Source organism: Nocardia sp. bgisy118 (genome assembly GCF_057708605.1).
Genome location: NZ_JBYISM010000003.1, coordinates 286506 through 303890, shown reverse-complemented (window position 1 = coordinate 303890; position 17385 = coordinate 286506). Strand labels below are relative to the sequence as shown.

Annotated in this window: 25 protein-coding genes and 1 pseudogene; 8 read left to right on the top strand and 18 right to left on the bottom strand. The window is 65.7% G+C overall.

Going from position 1 to position 17385, the window contains the following annotated elements:
- Positions 1–19 precede the first annotated feature (19 nt).
- Positions 20–529 carry a YbaB/EbfC family nucleoid-associated protein gene (locus AC3EO7_RS05560; RefSeq protein WP_431964072.1) on the bottom strand — a complete coding sequence of 170 codons (510 nt, stop codon included), beginning with the start codon at positions 527–529 and terminating at the stop codon, positions 20–22.
- Positions 530–590: 61 nt separating this feature from the next.
- Complete coding sequence (locus AC3EO7_RS05555; RefSeq protein WP_431964070.1) at positions 591–911, bottom strand: hypothetical protein; 321 nt, start codon at positions 909–911, stop codon at positions 591–593.
- A gap of 480 nt (positions 912–1391) precedes the next feature.
- Here AC3EO7_RS05555 and dtd point away from each other — a divergent pair, with 480 nt between their 5' ends.
- Together dtd and AC3EO7_RS05545 are read left to right on the top strand one after the other, a co-directional pair.
- Entirely contained in the window at positions 1392–1823 is a 432-nt protein-coding gene (gene dtd, locus AC3EO7_RS05550; RefSeq protein WP_431964068.1) for a D-aminoacyl-tRNA deacylase, read from the top strand.
- Between the two features lie 151 nt (positions 1824–1974).
- Positions 1975–3480, top strand: a complete 1506-nt coding sequence (locus AC3EO7_RS05545; RefSeq protein WP_431964066.1) for a hypothetical protein — start codon at positions 1975–1977, stop codon at positions 3478–3480.
- Positions 3481–3698: 218 nt separating this feature from the next.
- On the opposite strand, the gene AC3EO7_RS05540 is transcribed toward AC3EO7_RS05545, so the two are convergent.
- The 10 genes from AC3EO7_RS05540 to rpsH all read right to left on the bottom strand — a co-directional run bounded on the left by AC3EO7_RS05540 (position 3699) and on the right by rpsH (position 10242).
- Positions 3699–4586, bottom strand: a complete 888-nt coding sequence (locus tag AC3EO7_RS05540; protein ID WP_435590595.1) for an LLM class flavin-dependent oxidoreductase — start codon at positions 4584–4586, stop codon at positions 3699–3701.
- 97 nt (positions 4587–4683) lie between these two features.
- A complete protein-coding gene (gene map / locus AC3EO7_RS05535) occupies positions 4684–5487 on the bottom strand; it encodes a type I methionyl aminopeptidase (protein WP_435590594.1) in 804 nt (267 codons plus the stop codon).
- 29 nt (positions 5488–5516) lie between these two features.
- Entirely contained in the window at positions 5517–6062 is a 546-nt protein-coding gene (locus tag AC3EO7_RS05530) for an adenylate kinase (protein WP_431964060.1), read from the bottom strand.
- Positions 6059–7381: a preprotein translocase subunit SecY gene (gene secY / locus AC3EO7_RS05525; protein ID WP_431964058.1), complete on the bottom strand. Its 1323-nt coding sequence runs from the start codon at positions 7379–7381 to the stop codon at positions 6059–6061. The genes AC3EO7_RS05530 and secY overlap by 4 nt, the downstream gene beginning before the upstream one ends.
- Before the next feature lie 177 nt (positions 7382–7558).
- The gene (rplO, locus tag AC3EO7_RS05520) at positions 7559–8002 is read right to left on the bottom strand and encodes a 50S ribosomal protein L15 (RefSeq protein WP_067833562.1); all 444 of its coding nucleotides are present in this window, start codon (positions 8000–8002) and stop codon (positions 7559–7561) included.
- Position 8003: 1 nt separating this feature from the next.
- Positions 8004–8183 carry a 50S ribosomal protein L30 gene (gene rpmD, locus AC3EO7_RS05515; RefSeq protein ID WP_014349110.1) on the bottom strand — a complete coding sequence of 60 codons (180 nt, stop codon included), beginning with the start codon at positions 8181–8183 and terminating at the stop codon, positions 8004–8006.
- Positions 8183–8848, bottom strand: a complete 666-nt coding sequence (rpsE, locus tag AC3EO7_RS05510; RefSeq protein WP_330252247.1) for a 30S ribosomal protein S5 — start codon at positions 8846–8848, stop codon at positions 8183–8185. Before rpsE ends, rpmD begins: the two co-directional genes overlap by 1 nt.
- A gap of 31 nt (positions 8849–8879) precedes the next feature.
- Positions 8880–9287, bottom strand: coding sequence for a 50S ribosomal protein L18 (gene rplR / locus AC3EO7_RS05505; RefSeq protein WP_431964053.1), 408 nt, complete (start codon positions 9285–9287; stop codon positions 8880–8882).
- A 2-nt stretch (positions 9288–9289) separates the two neighbouring features.
- Positions 9290–9829 carry a 50S ribosomal protein L6 gene (rplF, locus tag AC3EO7_RS05500; RefSeq protein WP_431964051.1) on the bottom strand — a complete coding sequence of 180 codons (540 nt, stop codon included), beginning with the start codon at positions 9827–9829 and terminating at the stop codon, positions 9290–9292.
- Between the two features lie 14 nt (positions 9830–9843).
- The gene (gene rpsH, locus AC3EO7_RS05495; RefSeq protein ID WP_067785212.1) at positions 9844–10242 is read right to left on the bottom strand and encodes a 30S ribosomal protein S8; all 399 of its coding nucleotides are present in this window, start codon (positions 10240–10242) and stop codon (positions 9844–9846) included.
- A 270-nt stretch (positions 10243–10512) separates the two neighbouring features.
- Here rpsH and AC3EO7_RS05490 point away from each other — a divergent pair, with 270 nt between their 5' ends.
- The 5 genes and pseudogenes from AC3EO7_RS05490 (at position 10513) to AC3EO7_RS05470 (ending at position 13934) form a co-directional block, all read left to right on the top strand.
- Positions 10513–10767, top strand: coding sequence for a ribbon-helix-helix protein, CopG family (locus tag AC3EO7_RS05490; protein WP_435590593.1), 255 nt, complete (start codon positions 10513–10515; stop codon positions 10765–10767).
- An 862-nt stretch (positions 10768–11629) separates the two neighbouring features.
- Entirely contained in the window at positions 11630–12730 is a 1101-nt protein-coding gene (locus AC3EO7_RS05485) for an MAB_1171c family putative transporter (protein ID WP_435590592.1), read from the top strand.
- A gap of 9 nt (positions 12731–12739) precedes the next feature.
- Complete coding sequence (locus tag AC3EO7_RS05480; protein ID WP_431964043.1) at positions 12740–12907, top strand: hypothetical protein; 168 nt, start codon at positions 12740–12742, stop codon at positions 12905–12907.
- Between the two features lie 50 nt (positions 12908–12957).
- A pseudogene (locus tag AC3EO7_RS05475) lies at positions 12958–13242 on the top strand (cytochrome P450); the annotation flags it as partial.
- Between the two features lie 38 nt (positions 13243–13280).
- A complete protein-coding gene (locus AC3EO7_RS05470; RefSeq protein WP_431964041.1) occupies positions 13281–13934 on the top strand; it encodes a Uma2 family endonuclease in 654 nt (217 codons plus the stop codon).
- Between the two features lie 258 nt (positions 13935–14192).
- Here the strand turns inward: AC3EO7_RS05470 and AC3EO7_RS05465 are convergent, their stop codons facing one another.
- The gene (locus AC3EO7_RS05465) at positions 14193–14423 is read right to left on the bottom strand and encodes a hypothetical protein (protein WP_431964039.1); all 231 of its coding nucleotides are present in this window, start codon (positions 14421–14423) and stop codon (positions 14193–14195) included.
- 297 nt (positions 14424–14720) lie between these two features.
- A complete protein-coding gene (locus tag AC3EO7_RS05460; RefSeq protein WP_431964037.1) occupies positions 14721–15065 on the bottom strand; it encodes a hypothetical protein in 345 nt (114 codons plus the stop codon).
- Positions 15066–15172: 107 nt separating this feature from the next.
- On the opposite strand from AC3EO7_RS05460, the gene AC3EO7_RS05455 reads away from it, so the two are divergent.
- Positions 15173–15751, top strand: a complete 579-nt coding sequence (locus AC3EO7_RS05455) for a Uma2 family endonuclease (protein ID WP_431964035.1) — start codon at positions 15173–15175, stop codon at positions 15749–15751.
- Positions 15752–15875: 124 nt separating this feature from the next.
- On the opposite strand, the gene AC3EO7_RS05450 is transcribed toward AC3EO7_RS05455, so the two are convergent.
- The 4 genes from AC3EO7_RS05450 to rplN are packed head-to-tail and all read right to left on the bottom strand — an operon-like array spanning position 15876 to position 17318.
- Positions 15876–16061, bottom strand: a complete 186-nt coding sequence (locus AC3EO7_RS05450; RefSeq protein ID WP_014981705.1) for a type Z 30S ribosomal protein S14 — start codon at positions 16059–16061, stop codon at positions 15876–15878.
- Positions 16062–16065: 4 nt separating this feature from the next.
- Complete coding sequence (rplE, locus tag AC3EO7_RS05445) at positions 16066–16629, bottom strand: 50S ribosomal protein L5 (protein WP_067785237.1); 564 nt, start codon at positions 16627–16629, stop codon at positions 16066–16068.
- A gap of 1 nt (position 16630) precedes the next feature.
- Complete coding sequence (gene rplX / locus AC3EO7_RS05440; RefSeq protein WP_068056941.1) at positions 16631–16948, bottom strand: 50S ribosomal protein L24; 318 nt, start codon at positions 16946–16948, stop codon at positions 16631–16633.
- A 1-nt stretch (position 16949) separates the two neighbouring features.
- A complete protein-coding gene (gene rplN, locus AC3EO7_RS05435; RefSeq protein ID WP_014981702.1) occupies positions 16950–17318 on the bottom strand; it encodes a 50S ribosomal protein L14 in 369 nt (122 codons plus the stop codon).
- Positions 17319–17385: the final 67 nt, after the last annotated feature.

Sequence of the window (17385 nt, the reverse complement as noted above, 5' to 3'; positions counted from 1 at the left end):
CGAAAGGCCGATTCAGACGTCACCAGGCTTGACCGGTGACGCTCTCCTTGGGATTCCCGCGACCACCGTGGTCGTAGCTCTCGACATCGGTGAACGTCATCGCCTCGTCCTCGGCGCGTTCCGGCGAACCGGGAGGCGCCAGCGAAACCGGTGGCTCCAAGGGAATCTCGGTCTCGATATCCGGCATTCCCTCGACGACATCGGACAATTTCGGCATCCGCGCCCGCTCGTCACGCAACGGCTCCGCGAGCGCCTTGCTCTTGCGGAACACCTCGTCGGCCGCCTGCTGCGCCATCTGGGTGACCGCCTTGGCGATCTGGTCGTAGCTCAGTTCGCCGACACGGTCGGAGAAGCGGGTCTCGATGACCACACCATTGGCATTCACCGTCACCGACACCGACTTGTCACGCGTCGTCGCGGTCGCGATCAGCTTGACCCGCTCCCGCTGTGCTTCCGCGATATCCCGCATGCGGCTGCGGAAATCCTCCAACAGCCCGGTGATGTCCCCCTCCATACGGCCAGACGTCATTTCACCCACTCCGAACTCCATGGCGGCGCCTGATCAGCCCGCCTGCCACCACTGCCGCTGTTCAGACCTGCTCGATTCGCCGCCGCGCCTCGTCCTCGTTCCGCTCGGCGACAACCGCCGCCTCGAACTGGCCCTGCGACAGGTTCGCCCACGACTTCGCCATGGTGTGGGTACCGTCCACCGCGCCCTGCAACCGCGTCGTCAACCCGTTGTCACCCTGACCCTCGACATATTTGCTGCCGAAGTTGTCACTACCGATAACAGCCAGCAACGTGCTCAGCTGATCGTGAACGCGATTGGCGACGCTCTCCAACCGGGCCCGAACCTTGTCGGCCTCGTACCCCGAGCTCTTCAGCTTCTCCGAGTACTGCTCAACTGACATAGCGCACCTCCACCCGGCCGATTCGGCCTGCGAATTCGTCTGCCACCGTGATCGTCCCGGGCGTCCTCACCATGGCATCGCTCCTCGTGTTCCCCGGGTAGTGAGACCACCGCTGGCTACGGTTCGAACTCCTCCGACGATGACAGTCCATAGCAACTCACCAGTAGCCTTTACGTGAACTTAAGACTTCGCGGGAGTAACGCGCAGATGTGTCGGGATGCCGTCGGCCGATAGCCTGATCAGCGCCTGATGACTTGCCGCACAATCGAGTTGGCACACACCCGAACCGTCTCGCCGTCGTCGCCCACACCCGGTCCGCACTGCCCGGAAACCTCCTGGCAACCAGTCGGGGACGCGAACCGCCACCCGTGGCGATCTCGCCGCCGGAAATGCCTGCGGCTCAGCCACTGCCGACCGCCGCCACCGCACGGTTGCGCGGCGCGTCCGCCTCCGGTGCACGACGAGTGCGATGATCACGGCATGCGAGTACTGGTGCAGCGCGTGACCGCCGCCGAGGTGCGGGTCGACGGGGAGGTGGTCGGCCGGATCGAACCCGACCCGCAGGGATTGGTCGCGCTGGTCGGCGTCACGCACGACGACACCGAAGCGACCGCGAAGGCCCTGGCGGACAAGCTGTGGCGGCTGCGAATTCTGAACGGCGAGCGTTCCGCGGCCGACCTGAACGCGCCCGTGCTCGTCGTCAGCCAGTTCACCCTCTACGCCGACACCGCCAAGGGACGCCGCCCGTCCTGGTCCGCGGCCGCGCCGGGCCCGATCGCCGAACCACTCGTGGACGCTTTCGCCGCGGCACTGCGCGCCCTCGGCGCGACCGTCGCGACAGGTCGATTCGGTGCGCACATGCACATCGAGCTCACCAACGACGGCCCGGTCACGCTGCTGCTGGAGGCCTGAGCACGCGGTTCGCGCCGAATTAGCTGGCAGCTAGCAGCCGGCCGGTTCGTTCCTGGGCGACGGCACCCGATTTGTGGCAGACTCTCCGCGAGAACAGATGTGGCCGAAGGAACGACCGTCTGTGAAAGGTGATGCGGGAGTTGGGGTCGCGATGGATCTGAGTGCTATCGAACGACAGGTAGCGGTCGATCGCAGTGCGGCCCGAGACCGAACGGTCGATTCCGAACTCCGATTGGCCACCTCGCTCGCCGAGCTCGCCAAGGCGCTGATCGCCACCAGGAACGATCCCGCCGCCCGCAGGGACCGCACCATCGAGGCTCCCGCACCGGCGCAGGAAGCGGTCGGGATCCGGTTGCACTGGCTGGCCGCCGGAATGGTCGAGGCGCGGTTCGCGGGCGAACTACAAGAGGCCCTGCGGATCTTCGAGCAGGTCACGCGGGACGCCGGGCGCCGCGATCTGGCCACCAGCACCATCCGCGGCGCCTGCGCCACGTATCGCCAAGTGGCACAGACGTATCCGCACGTAGCGGGCATGTGCGCCGACGGGCTCGGCAAGTGCGGCGTGTGGCTCGGCAGGCTGGACCAGGACGCGGCCGTGGCCGCCGTGGAGGACGCCGCACGGATTCGCGCCCAGCTTGCCGCGGACAATCCCGACCTGGCAGGCAAGTACCTGGCCAGTCTGAGCACGCTGTTACGCACCCTCATGGTGGGCCGCTCGCGCAAGCAGGCGCTGGCGATGTACCGCGAGCGGTACTCCGCGTTCACCTCCACTGGCATGTCGATCCGCCTGCGCGCGTGCGGGATTCGCGATCTGGACCTCACGCCGAAGTCCTACAACGCGCTGGTGGAACTGGAGTGCCGCACCCTGGAACAAGCGGGACGGCTGACGCAGCAGCAGATCGTCCGCAAGTCCTCCGGCGACCTGTCGACGGTGGAGGAGATCAACTGGCGCTTGGCGCTGGTCGGCCTGCGCCCGCTCGCGCCGGGCGAGGATCCGGAGCCGCCGTCGACGCCGGTCGAGATCGGCCCCAGCTTCGGCGCCCTCGGCGTGCGCTGCCCGGACCGGGACGCCATGACGCAACTGCGCGCCGCGATCATCGCGGCCTACGCCGAGGACGACATCCAGCTCGTCGACAGCGCCACCTACCTCAATGCCGACGACGAGGACTGGGTGATCGGCGAGGCCGAGTTCAACACCGCGAGCACGCTCGGCGACGACGTGGTGCTGATCGAGATGTCCTACGGCGGCTGGGTGACGGTGATGAGCCTGAACTGGGAACTCGCTCCGGTCGGCGGACATCCGCTCGCGCTGCGGCTTTCCCAGAACTGGCCGGTGGTGAGCGTGACGGCCACCACGAACATGTCCTACGAGCTGTGCCGGTACGAGCACGGCAAGGCGACGCAGTACGCCGCGCTCGGCCGCCCGGCCGGGCCCACGTCGCTCGACGAGCCGCTCGCGCCCTTGGACTTCGGCCTGTTGGCCGCCTACGGCGCGTCCCACGCCACCGAGAACAAGGTGCGCTCGGCGTTCGGCAATACGCAGTCCTTCGCGAATCTGACCTACTTGCCCGGCGCGGGCATCCGGCAGCTGCGCAAGTCGATAGCGCTGATCGACCATGATCACGTGCTGTTTTTCCGCAAGACAGGCCAGAGCTGAATCACCCTCCGCCCCAGCATGTTCGGTGAGCCGACGGCTGCCGTCCGCGGGGCCGCGCGGTTCGGCTGCGGCTTCCGGCAGCGAGATTCGAGTAGTTCGCTACTCGGGAACCGGCCCCCGCACGGAACCTAGTCTGACTGCATCGTCAGAGAGTTCCCAACGAGCCGGGGAGGTACCGAACAGAACCGCCGAATCCGCTGCATGGCCGAAGGTCTCGGCTAAGCGCACAAGGCGCGGGTGCAAGGAACGACGTCACCGATCCAGCGGCGAAGCTGGGTATCGTCGGGCGACTCCGGCCAGTACACGAAGGTGTCGAAGCCAGTCGTCACGGCGAGATCGACCAAGATGCGGGCCCAGCCCGCGGCGTCGGTGCGAATCGGGTCCTCGCCGCGCAGGCGCACCGGACCTGGCGCGTCGGTGATCGTCCCGACCAGCTGCGCCATGCGGGTGATGTCCGCCGGGGAACGCCCGGCGTCGACGGCGGACGCGGAGATAGTGTCTTGCGCCCCTTGCCATTTCTCGTAGGGCAGATAGTGCGGGATCGGCGCCGCCCAACCGTCGGCGATCCGTCCGGTCAGCGCGTTGGCCTTCGGACCGACGCTGCCGAACCAGATCCCGACGGGATGTGCCGGTGCGGGGCCGGACTGCACGTCGTGCACGGAATAGTGGGTGCCGTCGACAGTGGCCTTGGCGCCGGGGCGCCACATCGCGCGGATGATCTCGGTGGCGTCCTCCAGCGCCAACAGCGCTTCGGGATTCGTACGGTCCGGGCCGCCCATGCCCTCGATGGCGGGCCAGAACGCGCCCGCGCCGAGGGCGAGTTCGAACCGTCCGCCGCTGAGCAGATCCAACGTCGCCGCCTGCTTGCCGAGCATCGCGGGCCCGCGTAGCGGAAGGCTCGCTACGTCCGGGAAAACCCGCAGCCGCTCGGTTTCCGCCAGCACGGTGGCGATCAGCGCGAAGGTGTCCACCAGCGCGCCAGAGTAGGGGTGATCCTGGATGCCCAGCAGATCGAGCCCTGCCGCGTCGGCGATCTTGGCCAGCTCACGGATCTGTTGCAGTTCAGCGGCCTTGGGCGCGAGTTGAATCCCGAAGCGCAACGTCACGACGTGCTCCTTGTCTCTGGGCGAGATGTGGCGGCTCGCGGAAAAGCGAAACGGCGGCCCCCGATCCTATCGGGGGCCGCCGTGCGAAACTTTCGCCCTACTCCGGGCGCAAGGTGAGGATGCGCGGGCCGTCCTCGGTGACCGCGACGGTGTGTTCCCAGTGGGCCGCGCGGCTGCCGTCCAGGGTGACCACGGTCCAGTCGTCGTCGAGCACCTTGGACTGGGTGGTGCCGAGGGTGAGCATGGGTTCGATGGCCAGCACCGAGCCGACCACCAGCTTCGGGCCCTTGCCTGGTGCGCCCTCGTTGGCCAGGAACGGGTCCATGTGCATCTCGCGGCCGATCGCGTGCCCGCCGTAACCGTCGACGATGCCGTAGGCCCGGCCGTGCAGTTCCTCCGCGGCGCGGGTGCCCATCTCGATGGCGTGCGACACGTCGGTCAGCCGGTTGCCCGGCAGCATGGCCGCGATGCCCGCCTCCATGGACAGCCGGGTGGCCTCGCTCAGCAGCCGATCGGCCTCAATGATCTCGCCGACCCCGAAGGTCCACGCGGAGTCGCCGTGCCAGCCGTCCAGGATGGCGCCGCAGTCGATCGAGACGAGATCGCCCTCGGCGAGGATCTCCTCCGCGGTCGGAATCCCGTGCACCACACGGTCGTTCACCGATGCGCAGATCGACGCCGGGAAGCCGTGGTAGCCCTTGAAGGACGGCACCGCACCGGCGTCGCGAATGGTCTGCTCGGCGACCTCGTCCAGTTCCAGGGTCGACACCCCGGGCTTGGCTGCCGCGCGCACGGCGACGAGAGTGCGGCCTACCACCGCGCCCGCCGCCGCCATGGCGTCCAGCTCACCTGCGGTGCGGAACGGCACCACCTTCTTGCTCTTGTTGCGCCCGAAGACCATGACGGCTCAGCGCTTCCGAGACAGGGACATCAGTGTCCCAGCGCGCGCAGCGCGCGGCCGTTGACCTCGTCCACCTCGCCGATGCCGTCCACCGTGACGACCAGGCCGTCGTAGTGCTGCAGCAGCGGCTCGGTCTCCTCGCGGTACACCCGGAGCCGGTTGCGGATCACGTCCTCGTTGTCATCGGCGCGGCCGCGCGCGAGCATCCGCTCGACCACGGTGTCCTCCGCCACGACGAAGCACAGGACGGCGTCCAGCTTCTTGTCCATGTCGCCGAGGATCTTCTCCAGTGCCTCGGCCTGGTCGATGGTGCGCGGGTAGCCGTCGAGCACGAAGCCGTTCACGGCGTCCGGCTCGTTGACCCGCGCCTCGACCATGCGGTTGGTCACGTCGCTGGGCACCAGGTCGCCCGCGTCCATGTACTTCTGCGCTTCGCGACCCAGCGGAGTCTGCTGGCTGATATTCGCGCGAAACAGGTCCCCTGTGGAGATGTGCGGGACGCCCAGCTTTTCCGACAGCAGGACGGCCTGGGTGCCTTTGCCGGCACCCGGCGGACCGAGCAGTACAACTCTCACTTGAGGAACCCTTCGTAATTTCGATTCATCAGCTGGCTTTCGATCTGCTTCACGGTGTCCAAGCCGACGCTCACCATGATCAGCACCGATGTGCCGCCGAACGCGAAGTTCTGGAGACCACCGGGACTACCGATACCGAGGAACAAGTTCGGCAGGACGGCCACCACACCGAGGTAGATGGAGCCGGGCAGAGTGATGCGGCTCAGGACGAAGTTCAGATAGTCGGCCGTCGGCTTACCGGGACGATACCCCGGGATGAAACCGCCGAACTTCTTCATCTCGTCGGCGCGTTCCTCCGGGTTGAAGGTGATCGCGACATAGAAGTAGGTGAAGAACACGATCAGGCCGAAGTAGATGGCGATGTACGCCGGGTTGCTCGGGTTCACCAGATACTTCTGGATTATCTCCTGCCACCAGCTCGGATCGGGATCGCTCTGCGATCCCGTCAGCTGCACGACCAGGTTCGGCAGGTAGAGCAACGACGAGGCGAAGATCACCGGGATCACACCGGCCTGGTTGACCTTCAGCGGCAGGTAGGTCGAGGAGCCGCCGTACATCTTGCGGCCGACCACGCGCTTGGCGTATTGGACCGGAATGCGGCGCTGGCCCTGCTCGACGAAGATGACCGCGACGATGATGGCGAAGGCGGCCACACACACCAGGCCGAACACGAGGCCGCCGCGGCTGTCCAAGATGGACCTGCCTTGAATCGGTAGTTGCGCCGCGATACCGGCGAAGATCAGCAGCGACATACCGTTACCGACGCCGCGCTCGGTGATCTGTTCGCCGAACCACATGACCAGGGCGGCTCCCGCGGTCATCACGAGCACGACGATGATCATGCCGAAGATGCTGGTGTCGGCGAGAATGTCTTTCTGGCAGCCCTGGAGCAGCTGACCACGCGCCGCGAGCGCGACCAGACCGGTCGCCTGCAGGATGGCCAGCGCGATCGACAGGTACCGCGTGTACTGCGTCATCTTCGTCTGGCCTGCTTGGCCTTCCTTGCGCAGTTCCTCGAACCGCGGGATGACGACCGTGAGCAGCTGAATGATGATACTGGCGGTGATGTAGGGCATGATGCCGATCGCGAAGACCGACAATTGCAGCAGCGCACCACCGGAGAACAGGTTGATCAGCTGGTAGATGCCTGCGTTCTCACCGCCGGAGACCAGGTCGACACATTCCTGGACGGCCTTGTAGTCGACGCCGGGCGACGGCAACGCGGCACCCAGGCGGTACAGCGCGACCAACCCCAGCGTGAAGAGAATCTTCCGCCGTAAGTCCGGAGTCCGGAAGGCCGATACGAAGGCGGAAAGCACTGATCCTCCTGGCGCGAACGACATGGTCATGACATGGCAGTTTCAGCTTTGCCCGATTCCCTGACGAACAGGGGGACGCCGAAAGCCATGACGTGGCTTGGCAGACAACACTTGAACTCTAACAGTGGCACCGGACGAGCTCGTCACTCGTCCGGTGCCACTGCTTGCAGAGTACCGTCAGCCCAGCTCGGTGACAGTGCCACCGGCCGCGGTGATCTTCTCCTTGGCGGCGCCGGTCACCTTGTCGACGGTCACCTGGACCGCGACACCGATCTCGCCGTCGCCGAGAACCTTGACCAGCTGGTTCTTGCGAACCGCGCCCGCGGCGACCAGCTCGGCCTTGCCGATCTCGCCGCCCTGCGGGAACAGCTCGGCGATCTTGCCCACGTTCACGACCTGGTACTCGGTACGGAACCGGTTCGTGAAGCCCTTGAGCTTGGGCAGCCGCATGTGCAGCGGCATCTGCCCGCCCTCGAAGGCGGCCGGGACGTTCTTGCGCGCCTTGGTGCCCTTGGTACCACGGCCCGCGGTCTTGCCCTTGGAGCCCTCACCGCGACCCACACGGGTCTTCTCGGTCTTGGCGCCCGGGGCGGGACGCAGGTGGTGCAACTTGATGGTCATGTCAGACCTCCTCAACTGTCACGAGGTGGCGCACGACGTTGATCAGCCCGCGGTTCTGGGCGTTGTCCTCGCGGACCACGGACTTGCGGATACCACGCAAGCCGAGGGTGCGAAGGCTGTCCCGCTGATTCTGCTTGGCGCCGATCGAACTCTTGATCTGGGTCACCTTGAGATCTGCCATTACCTGGCACCTCCAGCCGCCTGAGCGCGCGCACGCAGCATGCCCGCAGGAGCGACGTCCTCGAGGGGCAGGCCACGACGGGCCGCGACCTCTTCGGGGCGCTGCAGCATCTTGAGCGCCGCAACGGTCGCGTGCACGACGTTGATGGCGTTGTCGCTACCGAGCGACTTCGCCAGGATGTCATGAATGCCAGCGCATTCGAGCACGGCACGAGCCGCGCCACCGGCGATCACACCGGTACCGGGCGAAGCCGGACGCAGCATGACCACACCGGCCGCCGCCTCACCCTGAACCGGGTGGGTGATGGTCGAGCCGATCATCGGGACGCGGAAGAAGCCCTTACGAGCCTCCTCGACACCCTTCTGGATGGCCGCGGGAACTTCCTTGGCCTTGCCGTAGCCGACGCCGACCAGACCGTTGCCGTCACCGACGATCACCAGGGCGGTGAAGCTGAAGCGACGACCACCCTTCACGACCTTGGAGACGCGGTTGATCGCGACGACGCGCTCGAGCTGGTTCTTGTCGGCCTGCTGGTCACGACGGTCACCACCACCGCGACGATCGCGGCCACCGCCACGGCCGTCGCGGCTGTCGCCACCACCGGCGGCACCATTCTGCTGTCCGGCGGGTCCGCTGCCGCCGTCACGCCTCTGACGTCCCGGCATCAGACGTTCCTTCCGTAAATGTTTGCAGTCATCAGAACTTCAACCCGCCTTCGCGAGCGGCATCGGCCAGCGCGGCGATGCGGCCGTGGTAGTCGTGGCCACCACGATCGAACACGACAGCATCGACACCGGCCGCCTTGGCGCGGGCGGCGATCAGCTCGCCGACCTTCTTGCCCTTGGCGGTCTTGTCGCCCTCGACCGCCCGCACGTCGGCCTCGATCGAGGACGCCGCGGCGATGGTCTTGCCGAGCGAGTCGTCGATCAGCTGCGCGTGCAGGTGGCGCGAGGAGCGGTTGACCACCAGGCGCGGACGCTCGGTGGTGCCCGCGACCTTCTTGCGCAGGCGGAAGTGACGACGCGTCTTCGACAGACGACGCGCGGTCGACACGTCCTTGCCCAGCGGGATGCGCTTGGCCTTCTGGTTTTCGGTTTGCGCCATGATCACTTACCCGTCTTTCCGACCTTGCGGCGAACGACCTCGCCTGCGTAGCGGATGCCCTTGCCCTTGTACGGGTCGGGCTTGCGCAGGCCGTGGATGACCGCCGAGATCTGGCCGACCGCCTGCTTGTCGATTCCGGACACGGAGAACTTGGTGGGCGATTCCACCGCGAAGGTGATGCCCTCGGGCGCCTCGATCGGCACCGGGTGGCTGTAGCCGAGGGCGAACTCGAGGTTCGAGCCCTTGGCCGCCACGCGGTAACCGACGCCGAAGATTTCCATCTTCTTCTCGTAGCCCTTGGTCACGCCCTCGATCATGTTCGAGATCAGCGTGCGGGTCAGGCCGTGCAGCGAGCGGTTGCGGCGCTCGTCGTTCGGGCGAACGACCTCGAGCTGGCCGTCTTCGCCACGGGCGACGGTGATCGGCTCGGCGACCACGTGCGAGAGGGTGCCCTTGGGACCCTTCACCGACACGTTCTGGCCGTCGATGTTCACCTCGACACCGGACGGGATTGTGATGGGCTTCTTACCAATGCGCGACATTGTCCTGACCTCCCTTACCAGACGTAAGCGAGGACTTCGCCGCCCACGCCGCTCTGTGCCGCCTGCTTGTCGGTGAGCAGACCCTGCGACGTGGAGATGATGGCCACGCCGAGGCCGCCCAGGACCTTGGGCAGGTTGGTGGATTTCGCGTACACACGCAGACCGGGCTTGGAGACGCGGCGCACGCCGGCGAGGCTGCGCTCACGGCTCGGGCCGTACTTGAGGTCGACGATGAGCGTCTTGCCCACCTGCGCGTCCTCGGTCCGGTAGTCGGCGATGTAGCCCTCACGCTTGAGGATCTCGGCGATGTTCGCCTTGAGCTTCGAGTGCGGAGCCTTCACCTGATCGTGGTACGCCGAGTTGGCGTTGCGCAGACGGGTCAGAAAGTCTGCGATCGGATCAGTCATGGTCATAGTTCGACCTCGACACCTTTCTCGCTGCGGTTCCCATACAGCACCCGCGCGCCCGGAAGCGCGCCGATGGTGGGCCTACAACAATTCGGCTGGTCCGGTCGGCAACTGCCGACCGGCGGGGTACGTATCGACCGGGCGCACCGCACGCATGCGGACATGAGGGTGCCCAGGCAACCGCTCTAGTGTAGGCAATGGGCTGACCAGGACAAAATCGGGGTCGAACGACGGATCACGGCAGAAACCGAGCCGTACACGTGCCACCATACGCAGATGCCGCTGAAACGCGTCGTGGTCTATGTCGACGCCGACGACCTCGCGACGATCGAGAAGGCCGCCGAAAACACCCAGGTCAGCAAACCGGACATAATTCGGGACGCCATTCACCTGGCTGCCATGCGCATGCGGCGCCGCTCCGAGCCCTTACGGCTGCGTCGCTTCGCCGGCGGCGACCCGACCCTGACTGATCGGGTTGACGAAATCCTCGCCGAAGACAGCACACAGAGGACTCCACTGGCACCGGAATAATCATCGCGGACACCTCGGGGCGTCCTTGCCACTTTCGACAAGCCCTTGCACCGCTGACATCGCACAAGGCGTTCCAGGTCCTCCCGGACGACCTCTAGCGGAAAAAGAGAACAGCGCCATGGTGGCCGCCACGGCGCCCGCCCCGGCCGGGGCATTCACAGGTTCTTCACAACAATCCCGACGGCGTTTCAAAGGATTGCGCGCGGATCATGCTTCTCGAGGCCCTCTCGAGAATGAGAGGGGTGACGGGATCTCGACCAACCCTGAATCGAACCTTGGCCGAGCACGGGGCGGTGAGATAGATCGACAGACGCAGGAGCCATCATGACACTCAGGCGCTCGCCGAATGCTCGCGAGATCATCACTCCCGGCTTCATTCTACGAATGCACCGACCGCGCTGGACCAGCAGCGCACTTGCCCTAACCGTGGTCGCTGAGACAACATACCCTTCCGCCACGGTCCAGGCCGGAACACATTGGTGCGCAATGGTATTCACTGCTGTCGTCGCCACTGAAGTCACGTGGATGGCGCTGGCGCACACCCGGAATTGGCTCGGCAAGTACGTCATCGTGATCAAACTCGCGGGTGACTGAACCAATCATTTCCCTCCGATCCTGCGATGGATCGAGCTCGAATCTGAACAATCGCAGGGCAATCGAACGCACAAGGGCACGGGCTCGTTCGAAGTCCGTGCCCTTGCGCGGTGTTGCGCTATTCGGGCGCGGCTCACCAGCAGCTCCTGTGCACGCCCGACAGCCCGTCGAGAAGGTCTCGGATACTCTGGAGCTCAACGGAACCCAAAGGGGGGTCATACACCGCGGGCCGAAGACCGTTCTCCCGAACCGCTTTCCACACCGGCGGTTGCTGCTGCGCGACACAGTCGTCGACAGGCTGATCAACCGTGCGCTCGCCGCAGGGCTGGTCGGCATGCTGCTGCGAGAATCATGGTTCGAGCAAGCCCTGACCTCGGCACTTCCCGGCGACGAGGACACCGTGGTGAACCTCGCCCGGCAGCTCTCTTTCGGCGCGATCCTGCTCGTCGTGTCCGACATCTACGGCATCGCGAAGTTGTGGGACGGTGCGGACCCGGATCGCGCCCGGCAACGACAGCGCATCTACGACCTGGTCGCTGCGACAGCCACCGTCATCATCCTTGCCGCCGGAACACCGGCCCGGCGCGCGAACCTACTGGTGGATCAGCTTCTCGGCTGGCCTGCCGTCGCGCTCTGGCTTGCCTTCTGCCTGCCCGTGGGCATCACCGCCGTCCTCGTCGGCAGGATCTGCCTCAGAGAGATGCTGACCGGAGACATCACCCGCCGCGAGCGTGTGGTCTTCGTCGTCATCTTCTGCACCGCCGTCGGCGCGGGGCTCGACGTGGGCGCCACCGTCATCGAGACATTCGGATGCGTGCTGGCAGATCAGCCGGTCCTCGATCCCGAGATGCATCGCAAGGCCTGGTCCTTCGCCACCGCGATGTTCGTCGCGGTCGGCGTCTCGGCCATTCCCCTGATCAGCACGCTCACCACGCGCCTCGGCCACGATCGCACCGGCCGTAACCTCCGCAGACTGCGGCCGCTGTGGACCGACCTCACCGCCGCCGTACCCGAAGTCGTGCTCGACACCACGGCAGGCCGGGGACAACAGGACCCCGCCATACGGCTCCACCGCATGACAGCGGAGATCTGCGACAGCCTGCTGCACCTGCGCCGCTACGTCACCATCGACGATTCCGACTACAAGGATCCGCAGGCCTATACCCGCCGCATCGCCGAGGCCATCATCGCCAAGAACGCCGGTCGACCGCCCGTCCACAGCGCCGCGAAACCCAAGAACCGAGCGCAACCCGACGCCCGGGACCTCGATGCCGAGCTCCACATACTGCTCGCGCTCGCCAACGCATGGCCGCAAGCACGCGGCGCTCGCACCTACGGTCGGCGGCGCGACACGTCGCAGGCTCGATAAGGAGTTCCCATGGCAGTTCGCACGCCCTCGACCACCGAGCCCAGAGCTCCCCTACCGCATCCGCGGTGGCGGTTGCCGATGATCGGCGATCTGCTCACCACCGACCCGCTCGAGCCCACCCAGATGTCGATGCGTGACGCGCAGGCGCTCGGGCCGATCTTCGAACGCCGGTCCTGACGCTGCAGGCCCACCGAGACACGGCTGTGTGAAGCCAGGACGCCGAGAAATTCGATCCGGACCGCTGGCTGCCCGGCCGCCAGCGCGACCAACGCGCCTACAAGCCCTTCGGCACCGGGCTGCGCGCCTGCATCGGCCGCCAGTTCGCCTACCACGAACTGATGCTCGCCCTGGCCCACCTCCTGCACGAATTCGACTTCGAGCACGACCCCGGCTACAAGCTCGACATCAAGGAGCAGATCACGCTCAAGCCTTCGGGATTCGAGCTGCGGTTCGCCTCGCGCCAGCTGAAGGCTCAGCACTTCACCATGTCGGCGCTGGTCAATGCCGGATAAGCGGTTGTCAGACGCGAGCTCGATACTACGATGAGGACATGTCGAGTCCGCGGATCGAACGGCCGGATCTGCCCGAGTACATGACCTGGGAGGAGCTCGAGCAGTTGCCTGAGGAGATCGCCGGGCAGATCGAGCTATGGGAAGGGCGCGTCGTCTGGCTGCGTCGCGGGCCCGCGGAGCATCAGGAGTTCACGAATCTTCTATGGAGCGGGCTGCGTCGTTGCGCACGCGAGGACATGGCCAGCGGGCCGGAGCGGTACTGGCGGGTCCACACCGAGACCAACGTATTCCTTGGTCGCACAGGCAAATCCGACTTCGTGACACCGGACTTCCTGGTGCACCGCTGTCTGCCGAGGCCCTACCAGGATGTCCGCGCCGAAGACGTGCTCTTGGTCGGAGAAGTCCTTTCGCCGTCGAACACGCAGACCGACATGGAAGCCAAGAAAGCTCGCTACGCGCAAGCCGGCATCCCTTGGTACTGGGAAGTCACCCTGGAGCGTGAGAAGAGCGCGATCTCGGTGGTTCATGCCTACGCGTTGGAAACCACGCACGGCAAGCTTCCTGCTGGCGTACGCCCACTCCACACGGCCAACTACCTGCTGACTGGCTCATGGGCGCCGAAGGACTCCGATGCGATCACGACGAACTTCCCGTTCCCCATCCACATCCCCTGGTCCGAACTCGAATTCTGAACTCGCACAAGACGACCAGCGCCCCGCCCCATGCACCACCCGGCAACGCCCATTGCCCAGTGTCGCAGCGGCGCTGGAGCAGGATCGCCCCAGACGCGTCGGTGACCAGCAGATTGCGTACCACCACAAGGGAATTCGGCCGGGGCGCCTTCGGGTCGTGGTAGTACTCGATTCTGCAGTGGTGGCCACCGCAATGGCATCGAACGCGCGAAAGCGCGGACTCCGGGAGTCCACGCTTTCGGCTCACCTGGCCGACGCTCAGCGGCAAGCCGGGTTCGGGTGCGGCTGCGTGCTGCCCCACGGACCACACATCAGCAGCTTGAGCAGGCCCAGCGGGAGGTCGAGGGCCGCGGAGCCGGTGCCCGAGGAACCGGAATCGGCGACCGGCGCGGCCTGCGGCGCCGGGGCAGCCATCGCGGGCGCGGCACCCGCGCCCAGGATCGCCACGGACGCTACGGCGACAACGAATTTTGTTGCGAGATGGTTCATTTCATCCTCCATGTGATGGTCCACACGGAAGATCGGTAATCAGAAACGTTTGTTACTAAAAATTGAGATAACGCCCCGATCCGAAGCTGTTCTCAACATTGCCCGGGTAGCAATACCGATCAGGGACCCGAGCCACCCGGCTCGGGTCCCTGATCAGCATTACGTGTGCGCACTCACCGGCCGCCGGCCACAAACCGGAGTCCGGATGTCGCTACACGGCACCGCGCCAGTCCGACAGCCCCCAGGATGGATGTCGGTCGCTGGAGCGCACCGAGGCGGCGGACATCGCCCTGAGAGTTAGCGGCGGCGCGGCACCGGGCGGTTCGGATCCGAAGTCCGCGTGTCGCCATCCGGACTGGCGAGGCGTCGTTCCAGGGCGGTGAACGCGGTGATCGCTTCGGGTGATTCGAAGGCTCGGTTGCGGCGGCCGATGGTGAGCTGGCGCAGGATTCCGGCCTCGGTCAATCGGTCGATCGCCGCATTCGCGGCGGGGAAGCTGCGGCCGATCAGGGTGGCCGCGGTGGAGACGGTGAGGATCGGGGCGTCGATGGTTGTGCGACCGGGACCTAGGAGGTTACGGACTCGACGGGAGCCGACCGTCGGTGTTCGAGTATGTGGCGCCCACCGCAAGCGCCCATGCACCGGAGCAGCTCTCCTCCTGTACATGCATCGCGGCGGCTGAACGGCCTGCCGTAGGTAGGGTAAGGATCATGTCGACACCGCAGAACGAGCCACCTCGCCTCGTCGCCGTGGAGGAGTTTCTCGCGGGACAACCCGACTCCTTCGGTGAGATTCACGACGGTGTGATGATCACGGCCATGGCGCAGTCTCCTGAACACGATCTCGTCGTCAGGAGATTGGCTTCAGCGGTCGAATACGCTATCGATCCGCACGGCCCCTGCCGCGAGGTACACAGCGATACTCCAATGCGTCTGACCGACGCCGATCTTGTTGACCCGCTTCGGAGGCTGCGGGTCCGGTATCCGGATCTGATCCTGCGCGATTGCACGGACGGCCCGTATGACGTCCAATTCGTCGCCCGACAGGCGCTTCTGGTCGTCGAGATCACCTCGGAGGACACCGTCGACACCGATATAGGCATCAAGCGCGAGCTGTACGCCAGGGAGGGCATTCCCGTCTATCTGATCGTGCACTTCGCCAAGGATTGGCAGCAGATCACCGAAATCGAGGAATGCCGACTCGACTGGTCGGGGCGACGCTACGTCACGCGGCATACCCACACCGATGCGCTGGTGCTCACCGAACCGGTGAGTTTGGCGGTCACTTTCACGGAATTACAGAGCCGGCTACCGCGGCCCAGGTACTGAGTACGCTCGGCGAACCACCAACCGGCTACCGCTGATCCCGAACACACGAGGGCACGGACTCGCTGGGAGTCCGTGCCCTCGTGCGTTATTGCGTTATGCGTGCGCGCTCACCAGGAGCGCGAGCTCACCAGGAGCTCTTGTGCACGCCCGGCAGCTCGCCGCGATGCGCCATTTCGCGCAGGCACACGCGGCACAGGCCGAACTTGCGGTAGACAGCGTGCGGGCGGCCGCAGCGCTGGCAGCGGGTGTAGGCGCGCACCGCGAACTTCGGCTTGGCGTTGGCCTTGTTGACCAGTGCTTTCTTAGCCATGTGCTCAGTTCTCCTTGAACGGGAAGCCGAGGTGCTTCAGCAGGGCACGGCCTTCTTCGTTGTTGGTCGCGGTGGTCACCACGGTGATGTCCATACCGCGGGGGCGGTCGATCTTGTCCACGTCGATCTCGTGGAACATCGACTGCTCGCTCAGGCCGAAGGTGTAGTTGCCGTTGCCGTCGAACTGCTTCGGCGACAGGCCACGGAAGTCGCGGATACGGGGCAGCGCGATGGAGACCAGGCGGTCCAGGAACTCCCACATGCGGTCGCCGCGCAGGGTGACCTTCGCGCCGATCGGCATGCCCTCACGCAGCTTGAACTGCGCGATGGACTTGGTCGCCTTGCGGATCTGCGGCTTCTGACCGGTGATCAGGGCCAGGTCCTCGACGGCGCCGTTGATCAGCTTGGCGTCGCGGGCGGCGTCGCCGACACCCATGTTCACGACGACCTTCACCACGCCCGGGATCTGCATCACGTTGGCGTAGTTGAACTCGCTGTTCAGCGCGTCCTTGATCTCGGCGCGGTAGCGCTGCTTCAGGCGCGGCTGGGTCTTCTCAGAGGTGGTCATGTCAGATGTCCTTCCCGTTCTTACGGGAGATCCGGACCCGCTTGCCGCTCTCCTCGTCGGTCCGGTAGCCGATACGGGTCGGCTTGCCGTCGGAGTCGACGACCATCACGTTCGACACGTGGATGGGGGCTTCCTGGGTCACGATGCCGCCCGAGGAGGCGCCGCGCTGGTTGGCGGAGTTCGCGACGTGCTTCTTGATCCGGTTCACGCCCTCGACGAGGACCTTGTTGGTCGCCGGGTAGGCCTGGATGACCTTGCCCTTGGCGCCCTTGTCCTTGCCCGAGATGACGAGCACGGTGTCACCCTTGTGCACCTTCATGTCAGAGCACCTCCGGAGCCAGCGAGACGATCTTCATGAACTTCTTGTCGCGCAGCTCGCGGCCGACCGGGCCGAAGATACGGGTACCGCGCGGGTCGTTGTCCGCCTTGATGAGCACTGCGGCGTTCTCGTCGAACTTGATGTAGGAACCGTCCGGACGGCGGCGCTCCTTCACGGTGCGCACGACGACGGCCTTGACCACGTCACCACGCTTGACGTTGCCGCCGGGGATGGCGTCCTTCACGGTGGCGACGATGATGTCGCCGATACCGGCATAGCGACGCGACGAACCACCGAGAACGCGGATGCAGAGGATTTCCTTCGCACCCGTGTTGTCGGCGACGCGCAGTCGCGACTCCTGCTGAATCACTTCAGCCTCCTTGACCTGGACGTATACGCACGCCGGATTGCCGACCCGACGGGCATGGTCGTGTTAC